Below are 20,681 nucleotides of genomic sequence, written 5' to 3' on the forward strand. Positions count from 1 at the left end.
GGTGCACGCCGGGCGTCGCACGCGCCGGCGCGGCCGTTGCCTGGCCGGCGACGTTCGCGCTCAAGCGTGCCGGGCGATTGCAGGCCGATCATCTGCGGTTCCGGAAGCAGGCGGGCGCGCCGCGCGCGCTGCATTGCTTCGTGCTCGACTGTTCGGCGTCGATGCTGTCGTTCGAGCGGCTCGCGGTGGCGAAGGGGCTGATCGTCGCGTACTTCGATCAGGCGGCGCATTCGCGGGCGGAGACGGCGCTGATCTGTTTCGGCGGGACCGGCGCGGAACGCCGGTTCGGGCCGGCGGTGCCGAGGTGGTGGAACGCGCGCTGGCTCGAGCCGGTGGGCGGCGGCGGCGGTACGCCGTTCGCGGACGGGATCGAGGCCGCCGCGCGGCTGCTCGCGCGGGAGGCGCGGCGCGAGCCGGACCAGCAGCGGTGGCTGTGGGTGCTGTCGGATGGGCGGACGCAGGAGATGCCGGCACGGCCAGCGGCGGCGGATCATGTCGTGTTCGTCGATTTTGATGATGCCGCCGTGAGGGTCGGGCGCGGGGCAAGGATCGCGGCCGAGTGGGGCGCGGAGTGGGTGTCGCCGGAGGGGTTGGTGGCCGCTTCGCCGGTGCGTGGGCAGCGCGCATGACGACCCGGCATGCCGGGAGCAAAACGCAAATCAGCGCTCGTTGAGATATTCGGGCGTATGACTCTCCAAAATCAAGATGCTCGCTATTGAGTAGGCGCTTAGTGCAAATGCGCGATCGACGCGCGCCTGCGCCGGTTGATGACGATATTTTGCATGCCGACGCTTCCAATTGAAGCGGCCGTATCCTAGTCTTTCAGAGCGGCGCGTGTTATGCGTTGTCGATGCGCGCTTGCAATAAGCAAAACGTAAACGGGGTGTGCATTCAAACGTCAGATTTGAAGGAGGGGGCCAATGAGCGACGATATCTCTCTCGCGATAACTCAAGAACAAATATCAGCGCCCGCTGAGCAGATAAAGAAGAGTGTCACGAGTGTCGACCTGGGCGAGCCGACGGCAACGTCTGAATTCTTGCGCGGCCGCGGGAAATATTGCTTCAGGCGCCGTATGCCCTAAACCCTGACGCGCAGATCGCGCGACGACATCAGCCGAGGTGGCTGACAGATTGGCCGATGCCTCGAAGCTCCGCAGTCGAACGGGGCTTCATTTTGTCGGCGCGGCAGGTCGGTCGCTGGGTCGTCTGCGCCAATTCGGGGAAATTCCCAAAGCGGTATTCGGTGAAATTTATCGTCCGTGCTCTATGGTCGTTTGCGGGAGCGGCGGTTTTTCTCGTCAATCACCGAAATGGTAAATAAGCGGAAACAAACCAGGAGGCCAATCAAATGTCATCGACAATTTCCATACCGACCGGGTCGGTCGGATTCGATCATAGCGGCTCGCGATTAACGTCCCAGCAGGCCGCGGATTACGCCAAAGACTACAAATTCTGCCTGCGTTACATTCCCAATCCACTGTCGTCAGGCGCTACCGATTTGACTAAAGAGGAGGCCGACATAATCCTGGCGTCGGGCCTATGGCTGGGGGCAGTCCAGCATTGCTGTGCAGAGAGCAAAAACGCCCAGTTCGAGCCGACGCCTGACATGGGAACCGAATGGGGGCTGCTTGCCGCGCAGCAGGCCGCAAAAGCCGGCCTCACCGCCGGCACCACCGTCTGGCTCGATCTCGAGGGCGTCAAGGCCGGCACCGCCGTCGCGGATATCGTGGGGTTCTGCAACAATTGGTTTGCCCAGGTCACGCTGGCGGGCTTCGCATCGGGGGTCTACGTCGGATTCAGTCCGGGCCTTTCGTCGGATCAGCTCTATTCTCAGTTGACCACGCAGCATTACTGGCGCGGGGCGTCGAATGTCCCGGACGTCGCGCACCGTGGCTACCAGCTCATCCAGAAGATCGTGACCGACGCCGGAGGCAACGAGATCGACGTCGATCACGCGCAAAACGACAATCCCGGAATGAGTGCGACCGTCACTTCGCAATGACCTGACCGGGAGGGGGCAGATGGCACAACTGGTGTTCGTTCATGGTGTCGCAACGCGCGACACGCCGGAGTATCGGGCCGCGATCGCAAACCGTGACAAGCTGTTTCGCGAATTGCTGTTCACTGGACGCGACATTGCGATCCACTCGCCATTGTGGGGGCGGTACGTTCCCGCAATCCCGCACGGCGTATTCGAAACCGACCACAAGTTGGCGGCCTTCTCGCTGAATCTGGGCGCGACGCCAGGGCTTGGCGCTGGCCTGATGGGGGGCGGGCGCGCAGCGGACGCAATCGACGTGTCGATCGGCGCCGTCGGGAAGCAGGATCCCGTGGCGGCGCTTGACGCCATTTGTTCGGAGATTGCCGACCGGGCCGCGCGCGAGCAACGCGCCCTCCAGCCGGAGGAGCTTCACGCGTTCCGCAAGGCCGCCGAGCTCATCGCGTCGAACCGCGCCGCGACCGCGTTCGTCGGCGATGCCGGCGCTCAGGCGATCGCGGATCAGCTCACCGCCGACATGCCGGGCGCGTACCGCGTCGTCAGCCGGATCAGCGAAGCCGTCTCGGCCGTGACGGATCGAGTGCGCAATGTGGCGTCGACGCTCGGTTTCGGCGCGATCAGAGGCAGCCTCAGCCCTGCCATCGGTCTCTTCATCGGCGACGTGTTCGTCTATCTGAAGGAAGGGGAGCATCGCCGGAGAATCCGGAGCGAAGTCGGGAAGAGCCTTGCCGGCGCCTATGAGGCGGTCAAGGCCGGCAAGGGCCCCCTCGTGGTGGTCGGGCACAGCATGGGCGGCGTCATTCTCGTCGACATGCTGACCAACCCGGATTCGGCGGATCTCCCGGACGGGTTCAAGGTCGATGCGCTGCTGACCGTCGGCTCGCAGCCCGGCTTCTTCGCGGCGCTCGATCTTCTCGCGCCCAGCCTGCCGTCCGATTCGGCGCGTCGCAAGCCCGACTGCGTCACGCACTGGCTCAATGTCTTCGACCCGATCGATCCGCTGGCCTTTCGCACGGACATGATCTTCGAGGGCGCGGTCGACCTTGCGTTCGACTCGGTGACCGGGATTGCGGACGCGCATTCGAAATATTTCCAGCGGCCGCAGTTTTATGCGCGCTCGCGCTCGCGCCTCCAAGGGTTCGGGGTTTTGTGAGGACAAGACGATGCCACTTCTGCTCGATCGCCTCGTCGAGGGCCCCGGGACCCACGCCTTCGTCATCGGCGTGGGCCAATACCCGCACGCGAAGGCGGGCAGCGGTGTTCTGGATATCCTCGGCAAGGTTCCGGATCTCCCCAGTGCCGCGGACAGCGCCAAGCTCATGTGCGACTGGTTGCTCGACAATCAGGACAGGCTCGCTGCGCCGCTCGCCACGCTCGACGTGCTGATATCCGATCCGGCGAACCCCAATCACCGCTATCAGTGGGCGCGCGGGCCGGTCGACACGGCCACGAAGGCCAACGTCGCCGCTAGAGGACGGGTGTGGTATGAACGCGTCGTCGCCGAACCGGGCAACGTCGCGTTCTTCTATTGCTGCGGACATGGCGCCTCGCATCTCCAGCAGCCGGTCCTGTTCCTCGAAGACCTGAACCAGAGTCCGGATGACGTCTGGACGCATATCAACCTGAACCTGCTCGCGCTTGCGCTGAGAAAAAGCCAGTCCATTTCTGCTGCTTTCCTGTTTTCCGATGCGTGCGGCCAATTTGTGCCCGAGTTCGAACTTGAGAGGGACGTGCAGGATTGCCGGTTCTTCCAAAAGCCCAATCTGTTTGCGCCGAGCCGCAACCAGGTGTCGCTGCTATGTGCCGCCGCCGAGGGCCAATTGGCTTACGAGGGCGCGGACAGGGCGGGCAGCGACTGCCAGTTCGGACGCTTCACCCAGGCCGTGCTGAAAGGGCTGAACGGCTCGTCTGCGCGGTGGTCCAGGAACAGATGGGGCGTCAGCTGCCGTGACTTGCTTGGCGATCTCAAATCCCTGCGCCGCGTCTTTTTCAGCCATTGGAGCGAGAACGAACCGTTCGAGCCTTATCCGGCCGTCACGCAGACGGATCCGATCCCGATCGTGTATCCCGACGGGTTCGAATTGCCGCTCGTCGTCATGACCGATCCGCCGGACCGGATGCCCCACTACGACTTCGTCATCAGCCAGAAGCGCGAGCCGACAGGGCCGTGGTTGAAGAACAGAAACGCGGGCGACCCGAACGCGTGGCATACGACAGTTCCGCCCGGCCTCGACGCGCTCTATGCAATCGCGGTGAAGGGCGCCGATCACTATCCGCTGCTGTTCCAGCCCAAGGAACCGTTGTTCGATCAGTGGGTGCCCGTGCCATGAAAACGAGCCTGCATTTTGTCGCGCCGAGCGACCTATCCGTTGGAACCGTCAGGATCCAGGGCGAGGGACAAACGATCGCCGATTGGGTGGCGACGCCCGGCAATCGCACCTTCCTGGGATACGATCTGAAGCCCGGCATCTATTCCGCCGAAATCGGGCCCGCGGGTGTCTCGCCCCAGTCCGTCGTTTTCGAAATCGTGGAAGGGCAACCCAACCACGTGGTCCTGCCGCCCTTTTCGGCACTTGCTTCGTCCGGCAGCAATACGAGCTTCTTCGATGCGGCCAGCCTGCAAACGGTCGTGGAAGTGCCGCACTCGATCAGCCTGAGCATCCTGAATACGCCGGATCTGCCTGCATATCGGAGCGACGCATTCGCCGAGAGCGTTCGCGAGAACATCCTCGATTCCGGAGGGGCGCGGCAAGTCGACGTCTCCAGCGAAAGGAGGCGTATCGCCATCGGCCTGTCGGAAGAACAGCACGGCCGCGAAACCTTCGATACGTTCGCGGGCGAATCGAGGACGGCGCTGTTCTCCGGACGGCTTGAAATCGAGCTGCCGACGGACCCGCATCGCGATCCCTGGGCCGGTCATCGGGTCAGGCTGTCGGCCGCCATCGAGCAGGTGCGCATCGAGCGATGCCTTCTCCCGCTTTATCGAGGCGGGACGAGGATCATGGTCGCGGCGCCGCCTTTCGCACCCGCCGATCTCGAGCTCGGCATCGTGCCGGCCGATCCGAGGCTGCGAGCGCTTGCGCGGGCGCTGGACGCCGGCACTTCCGCCGAGGCGGCCGCGGTTCGCGACGACGTGGTCGGCAAGGGCGACCCGCTGGCGCAGCTCGCCGACGACGCCGATCCCTGGGCTGCCATGCTCGTGGGGCTCCTCGCAATCCGTTTTCCGGAGATATTCCCGCCGATCGAACGGACATGGGCCGACCAGCTCGTCGGACGTGCCAGCTGGGCTTTCGACGCACACGTCATCCGCGCCAGCCAGGCGCTTTCGTCGGCACAGGACGCTGCTCCCGAGGCTCAGCACGAAGCTGTCGCCGCTGCCATCGCTTTTCTCGCCAACGCGCAGGTCGCCGGTTCGCCTTATTACCGCTACACCAACCAGCTTTTCGCGGAAATGGCGGCAGGCATCGCCGACTATCTCAAGATGAACCAGTCCGGCGTCGATCCGGCCACCGCGGCGAGATTCGATCGGCTTTACGGCCGCTGGCATCGTGAGCTTCCGCTGCAACGGGGGGCGGGATGGACGTTCACGTGGCTTGCGCGCGATCTGGTTGCGCTGAAGGAGCGCAACGTCCTTGTCCCGAATCGGCACGCGTCCGGAAAGTTGCGTCGAAGAGATACGCTGATCCTGTTCGAAGGGCAGGTGAGCGCCGGCCAGATCGCGATCATCGGGGGAGGCCCGGACGCGCTTCGAGAAGCGCCGAATGGCGACGTGATTCATTCCACGCTCGACGAGCGGCCGGAGGACGTGCCCGAGCATGGCCTCTCCCGGATGCCGGCGCTAAGCCGGGCGCCGGGCCCCGACGAGGATCCTAACAGAGGCAGGTTCGGCGGGCGGGCTGCTGAAGGCGGCTTTCACCTGACGGCGGCGCTCGAGTCGGCGGAACACCGCGACCGGGCCACCGTCGTCCTGACGGTGGAGGCTGAGCGGTCGATCAGGATCGGGCTCGGCGACTTCGCATGGTTCATCCTTCACCCGACCTTCTCGCCGTCGGCGCTGAAAGTTGCCTTTCGCGGAAACCGCGCGACGCTGCGCGTTCAGGCATGGGGCGGATTCACCGTAGGCGTCTGGCTGCCCAAGGCCGGTCTCGAACTCGAATGCGATCTCGCGAAGATCGAGGCCGCGCCCGACTCGAACTCGAATGCGATCTCGCGCAAATCGAGTGCTCACCCGACTCGAATTCGAATGCGATCCCGCGCAGAGTGAGGGTGCGCCGGACATCATGAAATTGCGGTGACCCTGAATCGCGACAACGCCGACAGTCAACCGTGAAAGGCGCCGCGATCGAATGCATGCGCGCGCAACGACTGTCGGCGCGATTGCGCCCATTCATGCCGCACATCGTCGTTTGCCCTAATCTTCCCGCGCTGCTATCGTTACGCGACCCGAAAACATCGGAGGATTCCGTGTCGCTGACCCAGTTTCTCGTTCCAACCTTCACCCAGTTTTTGCGCGGCCTGTCGTCGTGGCTCGACAAGGCCGCGGCCCATCGGCAGGCGGCCGGCACCGAGCCGGATGCGCTGCTGTCCGAGCGGCTTGCGGCGGACATGTATCCGCTCGCGGCCCAGATCCGGTTCGCATGCTTTCAAGCACTCGAACCGGCCTGCCGGCTGCGCGGCGAACCGCTTCCGGACACGCTGCTGGCGGTGCGGCAGGAAGGATGGAACGCCAACGCGCAGCCGGGCACGTGGTCCGATGCGAAGGCGCGCGTTGCCGACGCGCTTGCATGGCTCGACGGCCTGTCGTCGAACGCGCTCGACGCAGGCGGCGCGCTGCCGATTGCGCTCGAACTGCCCAACGGCGTCGTCTTCGACATGACAGGCGAGCAGTACGCGCGCGACTGGGCGCTGCCGCAGTTCTACTTTCACCTGGTCACCGCGTACGCGATCCTGCGGAACCAGGGCGTCGAACTCGGCAAGGCGGACTACGTGTCGTACATGCTGGCGTATCTCCGGCCCGGCACGATGCCGCAAGGCTGATCGCAACCGGCATGACGCGGGCACTCTTCATCTGCAGCAGGAACCGGCTGCGAAGCCCGACTGCGGAAGAATGGTTCGCCGGCTGGCCGGGCATTGAAACGGATTCGGCCGGCGTCGCGCCCGATGCGGAGTCGATCGTGTCGCGCGAGCAGATCGCGTGGGCCGACATCATCTTCGTGATGGAGCGCTCGCACAAGGCGAAGCTGTCGAAGCAATTCGGCGCGGACTTGCGGAACAAGAAGATCGTCTGCCTCGACATTCCCGACAAGTACGCGTTCATGCAGCCGGCGCTGATCGCGCTGCTCGAGCGAAGGGCCGGGAAATTCCTGAGATCGTGAGTGGCGGGGCGCAGCGCGCCCCGTGTTCGGCTCAGCGATCGCCGTCATGCCATGTATGAACCTGCTTGCCGTCCTTCCGGAGCAGCGCCGACCTCAGCAAGCCGAACCCTCTCAGCCGAAAGAACATCGCGAAGTAGGCTTGCTCCAGCGCGTCCCAGGAGTCGTAGGATTCCGCGACGCCATCCGCGCCGTCGCAATAGAGGTCGCCGTTGGGCTGCCCCGCGAACGGTTTGGATGTCCACGCGCCGATCAAAGGCGCCTTCCAGAGGTCGCCCTTGATCGACCGGAGCACGGGTTGCGTTCCGGTCGTCTCTGGGGCGAACGCAATCAGTTGGCGCGCGTCGTCTTCGACGTGCAGCCTACCGCATGACGGGCATTGGTAGCAGGCGCGTGCATACGACCGATCGACGCTGCCGCGCGATTCGCTCGCTTCGACAAAGTCCTCCCAATCCTGATCCGCGATCAGATGCGCTTTGTTGGCGAGAAAATCGGTTTGGTCGCGGATGACCGCTCCGCAGATGCAGGCGAATTTCATAGAGTGGCTTCGGAAGTCGCTTCAGTTGGCCCACGTACAGCCTGAACTGGCGGACCGGATGATAGCAGTGCGGTTCCGCGTCGCGCTGAAACGACACCTCACGCAAGCATCGGCAGGAAAATCGTCGACCCTTTTATGGCCGGATATAGTCGGACACCGGAAGGCGACGATGCGCGGGCCCATGCTCACGGCGCGTCGCGCCTGACCAGAACAATATTGGCTACGGGTGTAACGACATGAGCGATTTCGACAAGACCACGTCCGGATCGGTCGGAGGACTGATCGCAGGCATCGCGATGATTGCCGCCGGCATCGGCGTCGGCGTGTATCCGGCATTGCGCCACGGCCCGGCCCGGCTGAGCGAATTCGTGGCCGTCGGCATCATGATGCTCGGCGCCTTCGTCGTCGTGTATCAAGGCCACGAACTTCGGCGCAAACGATTGCGCTGACGAGCGCTTTCGAGCTTCCCGCTGATGTCGGCGCGAAGCGCCGTTCCCGAACTGCCTCAATACGAGCCGGCGCTCGACAGCAGGTCGTCGACGATGATCTCGCCGGCCGTGCGGCCCGCGCTGAGCGCGTCCAGGCTGTCGGCGAACGGTTGCCCGCGATCGTCCGCGAGCCGCACCGGCGAGAAGAAGATCGACGAAGTATCGCCCGCCCGCACCTGGACCACGGCAACGTAGCCGGGGACCGGCGCGGCCATGTCGGCCGCCTCGGCCGGATGATGCTCGCAGCGCACTTCGATCGTGTATCCGCGGTAGTTGTACAGGCTCGTCATGTCGGGCTCGCTAAAAGTGGCGCGACGCTGCGCGCGCGTCGTGGGTGCAACCGGCTTGCTACGTACGGCGTCGGCGGAATCGCGATGCCGGTCGCCGCCGCCCGTGTGCCGACGGACGGCGGCTCGATGAGGCTCCTGGCGGCCGCGCACGTGCGCGGTGTTCCGCACCTGTCGCACGCGAGCCGCTTGCAACAGGCCAATAACGAGTGACTGCCTTTCGTCGGACAAATTCGACGTGCCGCTGCTGATGCGGCGTTCGGTGGCCGCTCCTCCCGGGACGCATGAAGACACGTCCGACCGAGCGCTCACCGACCACGCGTTGCCGAAAGAATAGGTTAACTCGCGCGGAATGGTGAGCACAAAATGCATCGCCATCCGAAACAATCGATCGCGTGCCGCCGCCGCTTCACGAATACCGGTAGATCCCGTGTCGCGTTGGCCTCGCATGCCGCACGTGGTGGCGATGCCGCTTGACTGTCGCGTGGCGGTGATGCCGGTGCGACCTCGCGTGCGGCCGCGGCGGCGCGGGCTTCGACGCCGGCACCGCGCCCAGCGGCAACGGCGGGGTCTGCACCGCGCCCGGCAGCGGCGCGGGTTGCGCCGGTTGCGCCGCGCCCTGCGGCTGCGTCCGGCCTTCGCCGAATTGATAGGTCTGGGTCTGCGCGTGCGTGACGCTCAGCGTCGCCGCGATCGTCACGGCGGCCAGCAGCAGGCGTTTCATGAAAGCTCCGGATTCGGGACCGTCGGAATGCCAGCTTAGCGAACGGCAGCGCGGCGCGGCAACCGGATCGCGTCCGTCCCGCTCCAGGCTCGCCCAATTCGCCGCCGTCGCACACGCGCTCGCGCGATCAGCATTTTCATCGCTTGACAGAAAAATTCTCGTGCGTGAATATAAATTCACATACAGGAATTATGCGTCGAATCGAAGCCGGCCTCGCCGCCACGCGGAGCCCGCCGATCCGGCGTGCCGATCGACCGGAGCAGGAGCGAGACACATGGCGGAACACGAACAGCAGGGTGCGCTGACGGGCTTGCGCATCGTCGATCTGTCGCGGGTGCTGGGCGGCCCTTACGCGACGCAGATCCTTGCCGACCACGGCGCGGAAGTGATCAAGGTCGAGCCGCCGTCGGGCGACGAGACGCGCACCTGGGGGCCGCCGTTCGAAGGCGACACGGCGTCGTATTTCCTCGGCGTGAACCGCAACAAGCTCGGCGTCGCGCTCGACCTGTCGCAGCCGGCGGACCGCGAGCGGCTGCTCGGCCTGCTCGAGCATGCCGACGCGCTCGTCGAGAACTTCCGGATCGGCACGATGGAGCGCTGGGGGCTCGGCTTCGACGCGCTGCATGCGCGCTTTCCGCGGCTCGTGGTTTGCCGCGTGTCGGGTTTCGGCGCGGACGGGCCGCTCGGCGCGCTGCCCGGCTACGACGCGGCGGTGCAGGCGTTCACCGGGCTGATGAGCGTGAACGGGGAGGCGGGCGGGCCGCCGCTGCGGATCGGCGTGCCGATCGTCGACCTCGTCACCGGGCTGAACGCCGCGCTCGGCGTGCTGATGGCGCTGCGCGAGCGCGACGCGAGCGGCGAGGGGCAGCTCGTCGAGGCGACGCTGTTCGACAGCGCGCTGTCGATCCTGCATCCGCACACGCCGAACTACTTCCATTCGGGCCGCGAGCCCGCGCGGACCGGCAACGCGCATCCGAACATCACGCCGTACGACAGCTTCCGCACCGGCACGGTCGACATCTTCGTCGCGGTCGGCAACAACGGGCAGTTCGCGGCGCTATGCGCGGAGCTCGGCGCGCCGGAGTGGCGCGACGATCCGCGCTTCGCCGACAACCGCGCGCGCAATGCGAACCGGGCGGCGTTGCGCGCGTTGCTCGAAGCCCGGTTCGCCGCGCATGACGGCGCGACGCTCGCCGACCGGCTGATCCGCCGCGGCGTGCCGTGCGCGCCGGTGCTCGGTCTCGCGGCCGCGCTCGACCACCCGCATGCCGCGCATCGGGCGATGCGGGTCGAGCTCGGCAACCATCGCGGGATCGCGTCGCCGATCAAGCTCGGTCGCACGCCCGCGACGTACCGGTTGCCGCCGCCCGCGCTGAACGAGCACGCGCGGCAGGTGTTCGCGCCGGTCGACGACAGCGCGTCCTGATCCGAGCCGCTGCTGCGCCACGGCGGCGCGGTGCAGCGAAACAAGCGCAGCCGGCCCGCGCCGGCGCACGCATACATACCCGAGACCCGGTCGTCCGCTTGCGCGGCGGCGCGCCGGAAGAGGAGACGCATCATGCTCGCATTGACCGGCGCGCTCGCCATCGTTGCGCTGTTCGTCCTGATCATCACGAAGCGCCTGTCGCCGCTCGTCGCGCTGATCGCGGTGCCGACGGTCGCCTCGCTCGCGGCCGGCTTCGGGCTGTCGACCGGCAAGTTCATCGTGCAAGGCGTGCAGAACATCGGGCCGATCGCCGGGATGTTCGTTTTTGCGATTCTTTTTTTCGGAATCCTCACCGATGCGGGCATGCTCGATCCGATCATCGCCGGCGTGCTGCGGCTGATCGGCTGCCACCCGCCGCGCATCGTGATGGGCTCGGCGCTGCTCGCGCTGCTGATTCACCTCGACGGCTCCGGCGCGGTGACGTTCCTGGTCACGCTGCCCGCGATGATGCCGCTCTACACGCGGCTGAACATGGACCGGCGCATCCTCGCATGCGTCACGTCGATGGCGGCGGGCGTCAATTTCCTGCCGTGGGTCGGGCCGATGCTGCGCGCATCGGCGGCGCTGCACATTCCGGGCACGGCGATCTTCATGCCGATGGTTCCGGTGCAGATCGTCGGCCTCGCGTTCGTGTTCGGCACCGCGTACGTGCTCGGCGCGCGCGAGGCGAAGCGGCTCGGCCTCGATCGCGCCGGCGCGGCGGCGGTCGTCGTCGCGCCGCGCGAGCTGACCGACGCGGAGCGCGCGCTGCGCCGCCCCGGCCTGTTCCAGATCAACATCGCATTGACGCTCGTCGTGCTCGGCACGCTGGTGTCCGGCATCGTCGATCCGGTGGTGATGTTCATGCTCGGCACGGTCGCCGCGCTCGTCATCAACTATCCGGACGTGCACGAGCAGCGCGCCCGAATCGACGCGCACGCGAAGGCGGCGCTGATGATGGCGAGCGTCTTGCTCGCGGCGGGCGCGTTCACCGGGATCATGTCCGGCACGGGGATGCTGAAGGCGATGGCGGAAGTCGTCGTCGCGCACGTGCCGGTCGAGCACGCGCGCCACATGCCGTTCGTGCTCGGCCTGCTGTCGATGCCGTTGAGCCTGCTGTTCGATCCCGACTCGTTCTACTTCGGCGTGCTGCCGGTGCTCGCGGAAAGCGGCAAGCTGCTCGGCGTGCCGCCGATCCAGATGGCGCAGGCGGCGCTGCTCGGCCAGATGACGACGGGCTTCCCGGTGAGCCCGCTGACGCCGGCGACGTTCCTGATCGTCGGCCTGACCGGCGTCGAACTCGCCGAGCACCAGAAGTTCACGATTCCGTTCCTGTTCGCCGCCACCGTGCTGATGGTGTTCGCCGCGGTCGCGACGGGCGTGTTCCCGTTGTGAGCGGCGCGGCCGCCCACGTTTCCCGAGAGGCTTCCCATGCAATTCGACCTGACCGACGACCAGCACGCGATCGAAAGCGCGATCGAGAAAATCTGCGCGCGCTTCGGCGACGACTACTGGCTCGAGCGCGACCGCGAAGGCGGGTTTCCGGCCGATTTCCACGCGGCGCTCGCGCAGGCCGGCTGGCTCGGCATCGCGATGGACCCCGCCCACGGCGGCGCCGGGCTCGGCATGACCGAGGCCGCGCTGATGTTGCGCACGATCAGCGCATCGGGCGCGGGGCTGTCGGGCGCGTCGGCCGTGCACATGAACATCTTCGGGCTGAACCCGGTGCAGGTGTTCGGCAGCGACGCGCAGAAGGCGCGCTTCCTGCCGCCGCTGATCGCGGGGCGCGACAAGGCGTGCTTCGCGGTGACGGAGCCCGACGCGGGCCTCGACACGACGCACCTGACGACGCAGGCGCGGCGCGACGGCGACCATTACGTGCTGAGCGGCCGCAAGATCTGGATCTCGACCGCGCAGGTCGCGAACAAGATGCTGATCATCGCGCGCACGACGCCGCTCGAGCAGGTCGCGAAGCCGACCGACGGGCTGAGCCTGTTCTATACGGATCTCGACCGCACGCGCGTCGAGGTGCGCGAGATCGAGAAGATGGGGCGCAAGGCGGTCGATTCGAACATGCTGTTCATCGACAACCTGCGCGTGCCGTGCGACGACCTGATCGGCGACGAGGGCGAAGGCTTCCGGTATCTGCTGCATGGCCTCAATCCGGAGCGGATCCTGATCGCCGCGGAAGCGATCGGGCTCGGGCAGGCGGCGCTGCGGCGCGCGACGCAGTATGCGCGCGAACGCGTCGTGTTCGGCCGGCCGATCGGGCAGAACCAGTCGATCCAGCATCCGCTCGCACAGGCGTGGATGCAGCTCGAGGCCGCATGGCTGATGGTGATGAAGGCCGCGACCCGCTACGACGCGGGGCAACCGTGCGGCGCGGAAGCGAACGCCGCGAAGTACCTCGGCGCGGAAAGCGCGTTCCAGGCCTGCCAGACGGCGATCGCGACGCACGGCGGGATGGGCTACGCGAAGGAATACCACGTCGAGCGCTACCTGCGCGAGTGTATGATTCCGAAGCTCGCGCCCGTGAGCCCGCAGCTGATCCTGTGCTACATCGCGGAGAAGGTGCTGGGCCTGCCGAAGTCGTACTGATCGTATCGACCGTACTGACGCACGGCGGCCCGTTCACGGCGCGGCGACCTTCCACCGTTTCGACCGCTCGTCATGGACGTCAAACTTGTCGCTCGGACGCTCGACCTGTTCGAGCTGTTCGCCGCCGAACGGCGGCCGCTGCCGCTCACCGAACTCGCGCGCCTGCTCAATGTGCCGGCGTCGAGCTGCCTCGCGATGACGCGCACGCTCGTCAGCCGCGGTTACCTGTACGAAGTGCGCAGGCGCGGCGGCTACTATCCGACGCGCCGCCTGCAGACGATCGCCGCCGCGATCGACGCGACCGATCCCGTGGTCGACATGGTGCATCCGCACCTCGTCGCGTTGCGCGACGCGAGCCGCGAAACCGCGGTGCTCGGCAAGATCCAGGGCGCGTCGGTCACGTATCTGGACGTCGTCGAATCGGAGCAGGCGATCCGCTATACGCGCCAGCCGGGCGAGCTGCGTCCGCTGCATGCGAACTCGATCGGCAAGGCGATCTTCGCGGAATTGCCGGCCGACGCGCAGCAGGCGCTCGGCGCGGCGCTGTCGTTCGAGCGCTTCACCGACGCGACGGTGACGAATCTGCCCGCGCTGATCGCGCAGGCCGCGCGGTGTCATGCGCAAGGTTGGGCCGACAATTTCGGCGAGAGTGCGCCGGAACTGTCGGCGGTCGCGGTCGCGCTGCCGCTCGACGGCGACTGGTACGGCCTGTCGATCGTCGGACCGACGGAACGCATTCGCCAGCATCACGACGCGCACGTCGCCGCGCTCGTCGACGAGAAGGCGCGCCTGCTCGCCGAGCACGCGCGCGGCTGAACGCTCGCGGTGAGCGGGCCGCGCCGGCGCAGACTGACGCCGGCGCGGCCCGGCTCGCGTCAACGGCCCGCGTCAACGGCCCACATGCGCGCCGTCACGACTTCACCCACACGCCGCCCGCGCTCGGCGTATCGCCCTGGGTCCACCATTTCGCGCAGTACTTCGCGCCCTGGTACATCACGCACGCGCCGGCCTGATAGGCGGTGGTCGCCGACCAGGCCGGGGTGCCGCCGCTGACGGCCTTCCACACCGACGACTGGCCGGGGATGTCGCCCTTGGTCCACCATTGCGCCTGGTAGGTGACGCCCTGGTACGTGACCGTCGCGCCCGCCGTGTAGACCTGGCTAGCGGACCACGGTGCGCCCGGCTGCGGCGTGCCACCGCCGTCCGAGCCGCCGCCGTAGTTCGGGTCCTGCGTCACGCCGGTGCCCCACTTGGCGTCGAGCTTCTTGAAGATCGACGCGAACGCGTACGGCTGCTGCGTGACGCCCGAGCAGATCGGCGACGCATAGCCGCTGTTGCTGTCGCACTGCTTGTCGCGGGTCGACGACCAGTAGCTGATGAAGCCGTAGCCGTTGTTGACGGCCGTATTCAGCACGCTCTGCGCGTTGTCGAGCGTGAACGTCTCGCCCTGCGTGTCGTTCACGCCGATCATCGGCGTGACGCCCACCATCTGCCACAGCTGCGAGCTGCTCTTCGGCTGGCCGGCGGACTTGTACGCGGTGTCGAGCTGCGAGTAGAGCCCCTGCGCCGCGCTGATCGCGGCCGCGCCCATGTCGATGCCGGCGGGGCCGTAGTCCATCGTCATCACGTTCACCGCGTCGAGGTTGACCTGGCTCGCGATCGCCGCGTTCAGGACGTTCAGGCCGTCCTGGATGAGCCCGGTCGGCATCGTCGGCAGCGTCAGCGTGACGTGCAGCGACTTGCCCTTCGCCGCATAGTCGGCCTGCAGCTGCGCGACCGCCTGGAAGTTGCGGGCGACGGCCGCGGAATCCAGCTGCGACGAGCCCTCGATGTCGAAGTCGACATGCGTGAGGCTGTACGTGTCGATCACGGTCTGGAGCGCAGTCTTCAGCGCGGGGACGCTCGTGCATGCCTGCATCAGCGGCGTGCCGTTCGCGCCGCCGAACGACACGGCGACTTCGCCGCCTTTCGCGCGATAGTTCGTGATGGCGGTGCCGATCGACGTGAGCAGGTCGCCGGTCGCGCCGTTGCCGATGGCCTGTACGCCGCCCCACGACGGCGTACAGCCGTTGCCCGCGACGACGAACGCGAGCGTGAATTGCTGGATGCCTTGCTGAACGCCGATGCGGTCCACGAGCGGCGTCGGGTAGAGCGTCACGTCGACGTAAGGCGCAAAGGCGCCCGCCGCCTGCGACACGCTCGCGCCGGCGAGCAGACAGCCCGCGGCGATCGCGCGCGGGATGAGATGCGACAACACGCTGTTTTGCATTGTGTTCTCCATGATGATGAGCGATACGCCGGTTTGCGTATCACCGCCGTAATCGGACCGGGCATGGGATGGACCCGGACGGCGGCGTGCTCATCTTGGAGGATTGCAGAACAATCGTGAATCCTTAATTACGTTTTTATTTTGTTTGGATCGCGGTACGAAACAATTACGTGCATTCAATACGGCGCCGGGCACACGGCCCGGCGCGCATTCAGCGATACCAGCGCGGCGTGTAGACCCAATCCCGTCCATTGTTGACGGAAAAGCGCCGCGTGGTGGACGAGCCGACGATCACCATCGTGCGCATGTCGACCTGCTCGGCGCGCAATGCGCCGAGCGTCGTGTTGACGAGCGTCGCGCCGGGCCGGCCGATGTCGCGGCCGAGCACGACGACGGTGCCCGGCGCGCGATGCGCGCGCACCACGTCGAGCGCGCGATCGAGCTGCCACGGCCGCGCGCGAGAGATCGGGTTGTAGAACGCCATCACGAGATCGGCCTCGGCCGCGTGCGCGAGGCGCGTCTCGATCACGTCCCACGGCTTCAGGTTGTCCGACAGCGAGATCACGCAGAAGTCGTGACCGAGCGGCGCGCCGGCCTGCGCGGCGGTCGCGAGCGACGCCGACACGCCGGGCTCGACGCGCAGGTCGACCGCGGCCCAGCGCGGATCGCGCGCGTCGTCGAGCGCTTCGAGCACGGCCGCGGCCATCGCGAACACGCCCGGGTCGCCCGACGACACGACCGCGACGCGCCGGCCCTCGGCCGCCAGCTCGAACGCGTGGCGCGCGCGCTGCATTTCCTCGCGGTTGTCGGTGCCGTGCACGCGCTGGTCCGCGCGGAACGGGCCGGCCATGTTCACGTAGGTCGTGTAGCCGAGGATGTCGGTCGCGTCGGCCAGCGCCGCGCGCGCGGCGGGCGTCAGCCATGCGGCGGCTCCGGGCCCGAGGCCGAGCACCGTGAGGCGGCCGCGCGCGCGGCCGAGCGTCGCCGGATCGACCGGATGCGCGGCGACCGCGCAGGCCAGCCCGTCGAGCGGGGCCTGCCGCGTGTGCGGCACGCGCAGTGCGTGCTCGAGCACGTCGGATGCGGTGGCGTCGGCTTCGGCATCGACGAAACGCAGCGGCGCGCCGAGCGCGTCGGCGGCCGCTTCGAGCGCCGCGTCGCCGATCGCTGCCGCCGGCGCGACGAGCGCAGCCAGCGCTTGCGGCGCGAGGCCCCGTGCGTCGAGCAACGCGCCGATGCGCGCGTCGAGCGGGATGTCCGATGCGGCCGGACGCGCGCCGATGCCGATCACCACGCTGCGCGGATGGATCACGAGCTCGTCGCGCGCGCCGCGCCATGCAAGCGGCGTGACGCGGATCGCATGCGCGGCCGCGTCGTCGCGCGGCAGCGCGACGTCGTCGAGCCACGGCGCGGCGCCGTCGATGCGCGTCGCGGCGCCCGAGAGCAGGTCGGACACGAAGCGCTTGCCTTGCGCGAGATCCGCGAGCGCGTAGCCGTCGGGCGGATTGAGCACGCACGCGCCGAAGCGCAGCTCGCCGCTCGTCGTGATCGCGGGCGCGACGCCGAGCCAGTCGGCCAGCTCGCGCGCGATCAGGTTCACGCCGGTCAGGCCGCCGAGCAGCGGCACGACGGCCGAGCCGTCTTCCGCGACCGCCAGCACCGGCGGCTCGACGCCCTTGTCGGCGAGCGCTGGCGCGATGCAGCGGATCACGATGCCGGCCGCGCACAGCGCGACGATCGGCAGGCCGCGCGCATACAGTTCGCGCAGATGCGCGCCGAGCTCGTCGAACGGCACGTCGGCGGCGACGCGCGACGCGAGGCCGTGCACCTGCGCGCCCGGATAGCGGGCCTGGATGCGCCGCGCGGTGTCGAGCGCGCCGGCGCCGAGCACCACGATCGCGGGCGGGGTCGTCATCCTTGCCATTTTTCCCCCGGCACGACGAGCAGCGAAAAATACGGCGACGCCATCGGATCGACGGCGTCGAGCGGCACGATGCGCTGGTTCGCCATCGTCGCGCGCTCGACGTACAGCGCGCGCTTCGCGAGGCCGAGTTCGTCGAGCACGCGCCGCACCTTGTCGAAGTTGCGGCCGAGCTTCATGATCACCGCCGCGTCGGCCTGCGCGAGCCGCGTGCGCAGCTCGTCCTCCGGCAGCACGCCGGACAGCACCGACAGGCTCTGGTTGCGATACACGAGCGGCTGGCCGAGCACGGCCGTGCCGCCGAGCATCGAGCACACGCCGGGCACGACCTCGGTGTCGTAGCGCGGCGCGAGGCGGTCGTGCAGGTACATGTACGAGCCGTAGAAGAACGGATCGCCTTCGCAGATCACCGCGACGTCGCGGCCCGCGTCGAGATGCGCGGCAACGACGTCGGCGGCCGTGTCGTAGAAATCGGCGATCACGGTTTCGTAGCAGAGCGGCGGCGGCAGCGCTTCGGTCGTCACCGGGTAGACGAGCGGCAGCTGCATCTGCGCGTCGCGCAGATGCGCTTCGACGATGCCGAACGCATTGCCTTTCTTGCCCTTCGCGACGAAATACGCGACCACCGGCGCGGCCTGCAGCAGGCGCACCGCCTTCAGCGTCATCAGTTCGGGGTCGCCCGGGCCGACGCCGAGGCCGAACAGGCGTCCGCGCGCGGCCGTCATTCGACCTCCGTCGCGAGCGCGTTGACTGCGGCGGCCGCCATCGCGCTGCCGCCGCGCCTGCCGAGCAGCGCGACGTACGGCACGCAGCGGCTGTCGGCGGCGAGCAGCGCCTTCGATTCGGCCGCGCCGATGAAGCCGACCGGGAAGCCGAGAATCAGCGCGGGACGCGGCGCGCCCGCGTCGAGCATGTCGAGCAGATGGAACAGCGCGGTCGGCGCGTTGCCGATCACGACGACGCTGCCCGCGAGGTGCGGGCGCCACAGTTCGAGCGCCGCGGCCGAGCGCGTATTGCCGAGCTGCCGCGCGAGGTCGGGAACGCCGGGCTCGCCGAGCGTGCAGAGCACGCGATTGCCGGCCGGCAGCCGTGCGCGCGTGATGCCTTCCGCGACCATCTTCGCGTCGCAGAGGATCGGCGCGCCGGCAGCCAGCGCCGCGCGGCCCGCCGCGCCCGCGCCGGGGGAGAAGCGCAGATCGTCGACGACGTCGACCATCCCGCACGCGTGGATCACGCGCACCGCGAGTTTCTCGAGGTCGGCCGGGATGCGCGACAAGTCGGCCTCGGCGCGGATCGTCGCGAACGACTGGCGGTAGATTTCCTGCCCGTCGCGTATGTAGTCAAGCATCGGTGGTGTCCTGGCTTTGCCGCGGGTTGCCCAGTCGGGCCGCGGCTTGGTCGATCGTCAAGTGGCGCGCGAGCGGGGCGCCGAGGCCCGCTGCGTCGTCGCGCCGGTAAAGGTCGTAGCGCGCCGGCGCGACCGCGACGAGCGTGTGCGCCGCCGGGTGCGGCAGCGCGCAGTGGCGCTCGCAGCCGGTCAGGTGCGCGTCGAGCGCATGGCCGACGCGCGCGGCGAGCGCGAGCGCGTCGTGCTTCGTGTCGGCGCGGGCTTTCGCGCAGCCGGCGCTGCCCGCGCAGGCGACGAGCTGCGCGAGCGGATGCGTCGGCTCGCACACGAGGCCGAGCGCGGCGAGCGCGTCGCGCAGCGCGGGCGCGTCGGCGGCGGCGACGCCGTGGACGAACACGCCTTGCCACGGCGTCATCGACAGCGTGCCGTCGCCGTGGGTGTCCGCGAGCGCGGCCAGCTGGTCGAGGCGCTCGGCGTCGAGACGGCCGAGCGCGAATTGCGCGCCGAAACTGCAGCGCGCGGCGTCGCGCAACGCTCGCGCGCCGAAGCGCAGCGCGGGCGCGGACGGCGTGCGCCGCCATGCGGCGAGCGCGGGATCGGCGGCAAGCGGGAACGGCAGATAAGCCTGCGCGCGTTCGAGCAGCGCGCGTTCGCCGTGCGTCGCGAGCAGCGCGCGCATGCGCGTCGCGTCGGCCGGCGCGAGATCGAGGAACGCGAGCATCAGTGCGCGCACGAGCGCAACGGCGTCGCCGGGCGCGACGTCGGCGCACGCAGGTGCATCGTCGGGGGCGACGGGCGGACAGCCGGCCAGCCCGGCCGCGACGCGCACGGCGCCGTCGCCGCGCCGCCACGCGGACAGCCAGATGTCGTGCGGATGATCGAGCGCCGCGACGGCCTCGCCGCCGTCGAGCTGGATCGAGAATTTCGGCGACAGCTCGAACCGGCGCGGCTCGCGCGCGAGCATGCCGAAGATCGGCGCGGCGAGCGCCGCGCTGTCGATGAGCGCGGCGGGGTCGCGTCCCGCGAGCGGGCTCAGCATCAGATTGCGGACGTCGTCGCTGGCGGCCAGCGCGGCGGCGTCGCCGTCGGCGTCGACGAGCGGGCCGAGGCCGGCGCCGAGCAGCGCGGCGGTCAGCGCGGCCGCTTCGCCGTCGCGGATGCCGCGCAATTGCAGGTTCGCGCGATTGGTCGCCTCGATCACGCCCGAGCCGTGCGCGCGGGCGACGGCGGCGATCGCGCGTGCCTGCCGCGCGTCGACGCGGCCGCCCGGCAGCTTGATCCGGCACAGGCCGCCGTCGGCGGCCGCGACGACGCGCACGAGCCCCGGGCAGGCCGATGGGCGCACGACGGGTAAAGCAGACGGAACGGGGACGGAATTCAACGGGGCACCGAGGCAGTGTCGCGCCGCGGCCAACGCATCGGTACACCCCGCCCGATGCCGGCTGGCACGCACGCACTTTCAAGCCGGCAGGTCTCCTGGCTGACAGGTCGACGCCCGCTCCAGGCCTTCCCGGACAAGCCAGTGGCGCGAGATGGAGGCGGGCTCGCTGCTTACAGTTGCGGGGGCAGCCACAGCGGCGCGGCATGCGCCCTGTGTTCCCTCTTCGGCCCCGAGGGGCACCGGCGAACGAACGCTGTATTATGCCTTTTTTCGCAACGCAGACATACGCAC

General features: G+C 68.2%; 20 protein-coding genes and 1 riboswitch. Of the genes, 12 read left to right on the plus strand and 8 right to left on the minus strand.

What is annotated here, in order from left to right:
- The first annotated feature begins 77 nt into the window (after positions 1-77).
- From ACFIMZ_RS08950 to ACFIMZ_RS08980, 7 genes are all read left to right on the plus strand, one after another.
- Complete coding sequence (locus tag ACFIMZ_RS08950; RefSeq protein WP_431822305.1) at positions 78-629, plus strand: vWA domain-containing protein; 552 nt, start codon at positions 78-80, stop codon at positions 627-629.
- A gap of 719 nt (positions 630-1,348) precedes the next feature.
- Positions 1,349-2,002, plus strand: a complete 654-nt coding sequence (locus ACFIMZ_RS08955; RefSeq protein ID WP_431822306.1) for a glycoside hydrolase domain-containing protein — start codon at positions 1,349-1,351, stop codon at positions 2,000-2,002.
- 19 nt (positions 2,003-2,021) lie between these two features.
- On the plus strand, positions 2,022-3,152 hold the full coding sequence (locus ACFIMZ_RS08960; RefSeq protein WP_431822307.1) for a hypothetical protein: 1,131 nt from the start codon (positions 2,022-2,024) through the stop codon (positions 3,150-3,152).
- Positions 3,153-3,162: 10 nt separating this feature from the next.
- Positions 3,163-4,329 carry a hypothetical protein gene (locus ACFIMZ_RS08965; RefSeq protein WP_431822308.1) on the plus strand — a complete coding sequence of 389 codons (1,167 nt, stop codon included), beginning with the start codon at positions 3,163-3,165 and terminating at the stop codon, positions 4,327-4,329.
- A complete protein-coding gene (locus ACFIMZ_RS08970; RefSeq protein ID WP_431822309.1) occupies positions 4,326-6,263 on the plus strand; it encodes a pYEATS domain-containing protein in 1,938 nt (645 codons plus the stop codon). Before ACFIMZ_RS08965 ends, ACFIMZ_RS08970 begins: the two co-directional genes overlap by 4 nt.
- A gap of 200 nt (positions 6,264-6,463) precedes the next feature.
- On the plus strand, positions 6,464-7,036 hold the full coding sequence (locus ACFIMZ_RS08975) for a DUF1993 domain-containing protein (protein WP_431822310.1): 573 nt from the start codon (positions 6,464-6,466) through the stop codon (positions 7,034-7,036).
- A gap of 11 nt (positions 7,037-7,047) precedes the next feature.
- The gene (locus ACFIMZ_RS08980; protein ID WP_431822311.1) at positions 7,048-7,374 is read left to right on the plus strand and encodes a low molecular weight protein tyrosine phosphatase family protein; all 327 of its coding nucleotides are present in this window, start codon (positions 7,048-7,050) and stop codon (positions 7,372-7,374) included.
- A 31-nt stretch (positions 7,375-7,405) separates the two neighbouring features.
- On the opposite strand, the gene ACFIMZ_RS08985 is transcribed toward ACFIMZ_RS08980, so the two are convergent.
- Entirely contained in the window at positions 7,406-7,909 is a 504-nt protein-coding gene (locus tag ACFIMZ_RS08985) for a hypothetical protein (protein ID WP_431822312.1), read from the minus strand.
- 236 nt (positions 7,910-8,145) lie between these two features.
- Between ACFIMZ_RS08985 and ACFIMZ_RS08990 the strand changes: the two genes are divergently transcribed.
- Positions 8,146-8,358 (plus strand): hypothetical protein, encoded by a 213-nt coding sequence (locus ACFIMZ_RS08990; RefSeq protein ID WP_431822313.1) that lies wholly within the window; start codon positions 8,146-8,148, stop codon positions 8,356-8,358.
- A 56-nt stretch (positions 8,359-8,414) separates the two neighbouring features.
- Here the strand turns inward: ACFIMZ_RS08990 and ACFIMZ_RS08995 are convergent, their stop codons facing one another.
- Both ACFIMZ_RS08995 and ACFIMZ_RS09000 read right to left on the minus strand, forming a co-directional pair.
- Positions 8,415-8,687, minus strand: a complete 273-nt coding sequence (locus ACFIMZ_RS08995; protein ID WP_431822459.1) for a hydrogenase maturation factor — start codon at positions 8,685-8,687, stop codon at positions 8,415-8,417.
- Between the two features lie 406 nt (positions 8,688-9,093).
- Positions 9,094-9,408: a hypothetical protein gene (locus ACFIMZ_RS09000; protein ID WP_431822314.1), complete on the minus strand. Its 315-nt coding sequence runs from the start codon at positions 9,406-9,408 to the stop codon at positions 9,094-9,096.
- Between the two features lie 274 nt (positions 9,409-9,682).
- Between ACFIMZ_RS09000 and ACFIMZ_RS09005 the strand changes: the two genes are divergently transcribed.
- The 4 genes from ACFIMZ_RS09005 to ACFIMZ_RS09020 all read left to right on the plus strand — a co-directional run bounded on the left by ACFIMZ_RS09005 (position 9,683) and on the right by ACFIMZ_RS09020 (position 14,287).
- Positions 9,683-10,834, plus strand: coding sequence for a CaiB/BaiF CoA transferase family protein (locus ACFIMZ_RS09005; RefSeq protein WP_431822315.1), 1,152 nt, complete (start codon positions 9,683-9,685; stop codon positions 10,832-10,834).
- Positions 10,835-10,966: 132 nt separating this feature from the next.
- Positions 10,967-12,268, plus strand: coding sequence for a CitMHS family transporter (locus ACFIMZ_RS09010; RefSeq protein ID WP_431822316.1), 1,302 nt, complete (start codon positions 10,967-10,969; stop codon positions 12,266-12,268).
- Positions 12,269-12,304: 36 nt separating this feature from the next.
- The gene (locus ACFIMZ_RS09015) at positions 12,305-13,471 is read left to right on the plus strand and encodes an acyl-CoA dehydrogenase family protein (RefSeq protein ID WP_431822317.1); all 1,167 of its coding nucleotides are present in this window, start codon (positions 12,305-12,307) and stop codon (positions 13,469-13,471) included.
- Between the two features lie 72 nt (positions 13,472-13,543).
- A complete protein-coding gene (locus ACFIMZ_RS09020) occupies positions 13,544-14,287 on the plus strand; it encodes an IclR family transcriptional regulator (RefSeq protein ID WP_431822318.1) in 744 nt (247 codons plus the stop codon).
- Between the two features lie 94 nt (positions 14,288-14,381).
- On the opposite strand, the gene ACFIMZ_RS09025 is transcribed toward ACFIMZ_RS09020, so the two are convergent.
- The 5 genes from ACFIMZ_RS09025 to cobG form a co-directional block, all read right to left on the minus strand.
- Positions 14,382-15,740, minus strand: a complete 1,359-nt coding sequence (locus tag ACFIMZ_RS09025; protein ID WP_431822319.1) for a chitinase — start codon at positions 15,738-15,740, stop codon at positions 14,382-14,384.
- 211 nt (positions 15,741-15,951) lie between these two features.
- Positions 15,952-17,655 carry a precorrin-3B C(17)-methyltransferase gene (gene cobJ / locus ACFIMZ_RS09030; RefSeq protein ID WP_431822320.1) on the minus strand — a complete coding sequence of 568 codons (1,704 nt, stop codon included), beginning with the start codon at positions 17,653-17,655 and terminating at the stop codon, positions 15,952-15,954.
- Positions 17,652-18,386, minus strand: coding sequence for a precorrin-2 C(20)-methyltransferase (locus ACFIMZ_RS09035; protein WP_431822321.1), 735 nt, complete (start codon positions 18,384-18,386; stop codon positions 17,652-17,654). Before ACFIMZ_RS09035 ends, cobJ begins: the two co-directional genes overlap by 4 nt.
- Positions 18,383-19,009, minus strand: coding sequence for a precorrin-8X methylmutase (locus ACFIMZ_RS09040; protein ID WP_431822322.1), 627 nt, complete (start codon positions 19,007-19,009; stop codon positions 18,383-18,385). Before ACFIMZ_RS09040 ends, ACFIMZ_RS09035 begins: the two co-directional genes overlap by 4 nt.
- Complete coding sequence (gene cobG / locus ACFIMZ_RS09045) at positions 19,002-20,354, minus strand: precorrin-3B synthase (protein WP_431822460.1); 1,353 nt, start codon at positions 20,352-20,354, stop codon at positions 19,002-19,004. The genes ACFIMZ_RS09040 and cobG overlap by 8 nt, the downstream gene beginning before the upstream one ends.
- Positions 20,355-20,458: 104 nt before the next feature.
- A riboswitch (cobalamin riboswitch) is annotated at positions 20,459-20,649 on the minus strand.
- Positions 20,650-20,681: the final 32 nt, after the last annotated feature.

The sequence above is a fragment of the Burkholderia sp. F1 genome (assembly GCF_050813845.1).
GTDB classification, from domain to species: domain Bacteria; phylum Pseudomonadota; class Gammaproteobacteria; order Burkholderiales; family Burkholderiaceae; genus Burkholderia; species Burkholderia ubonensis.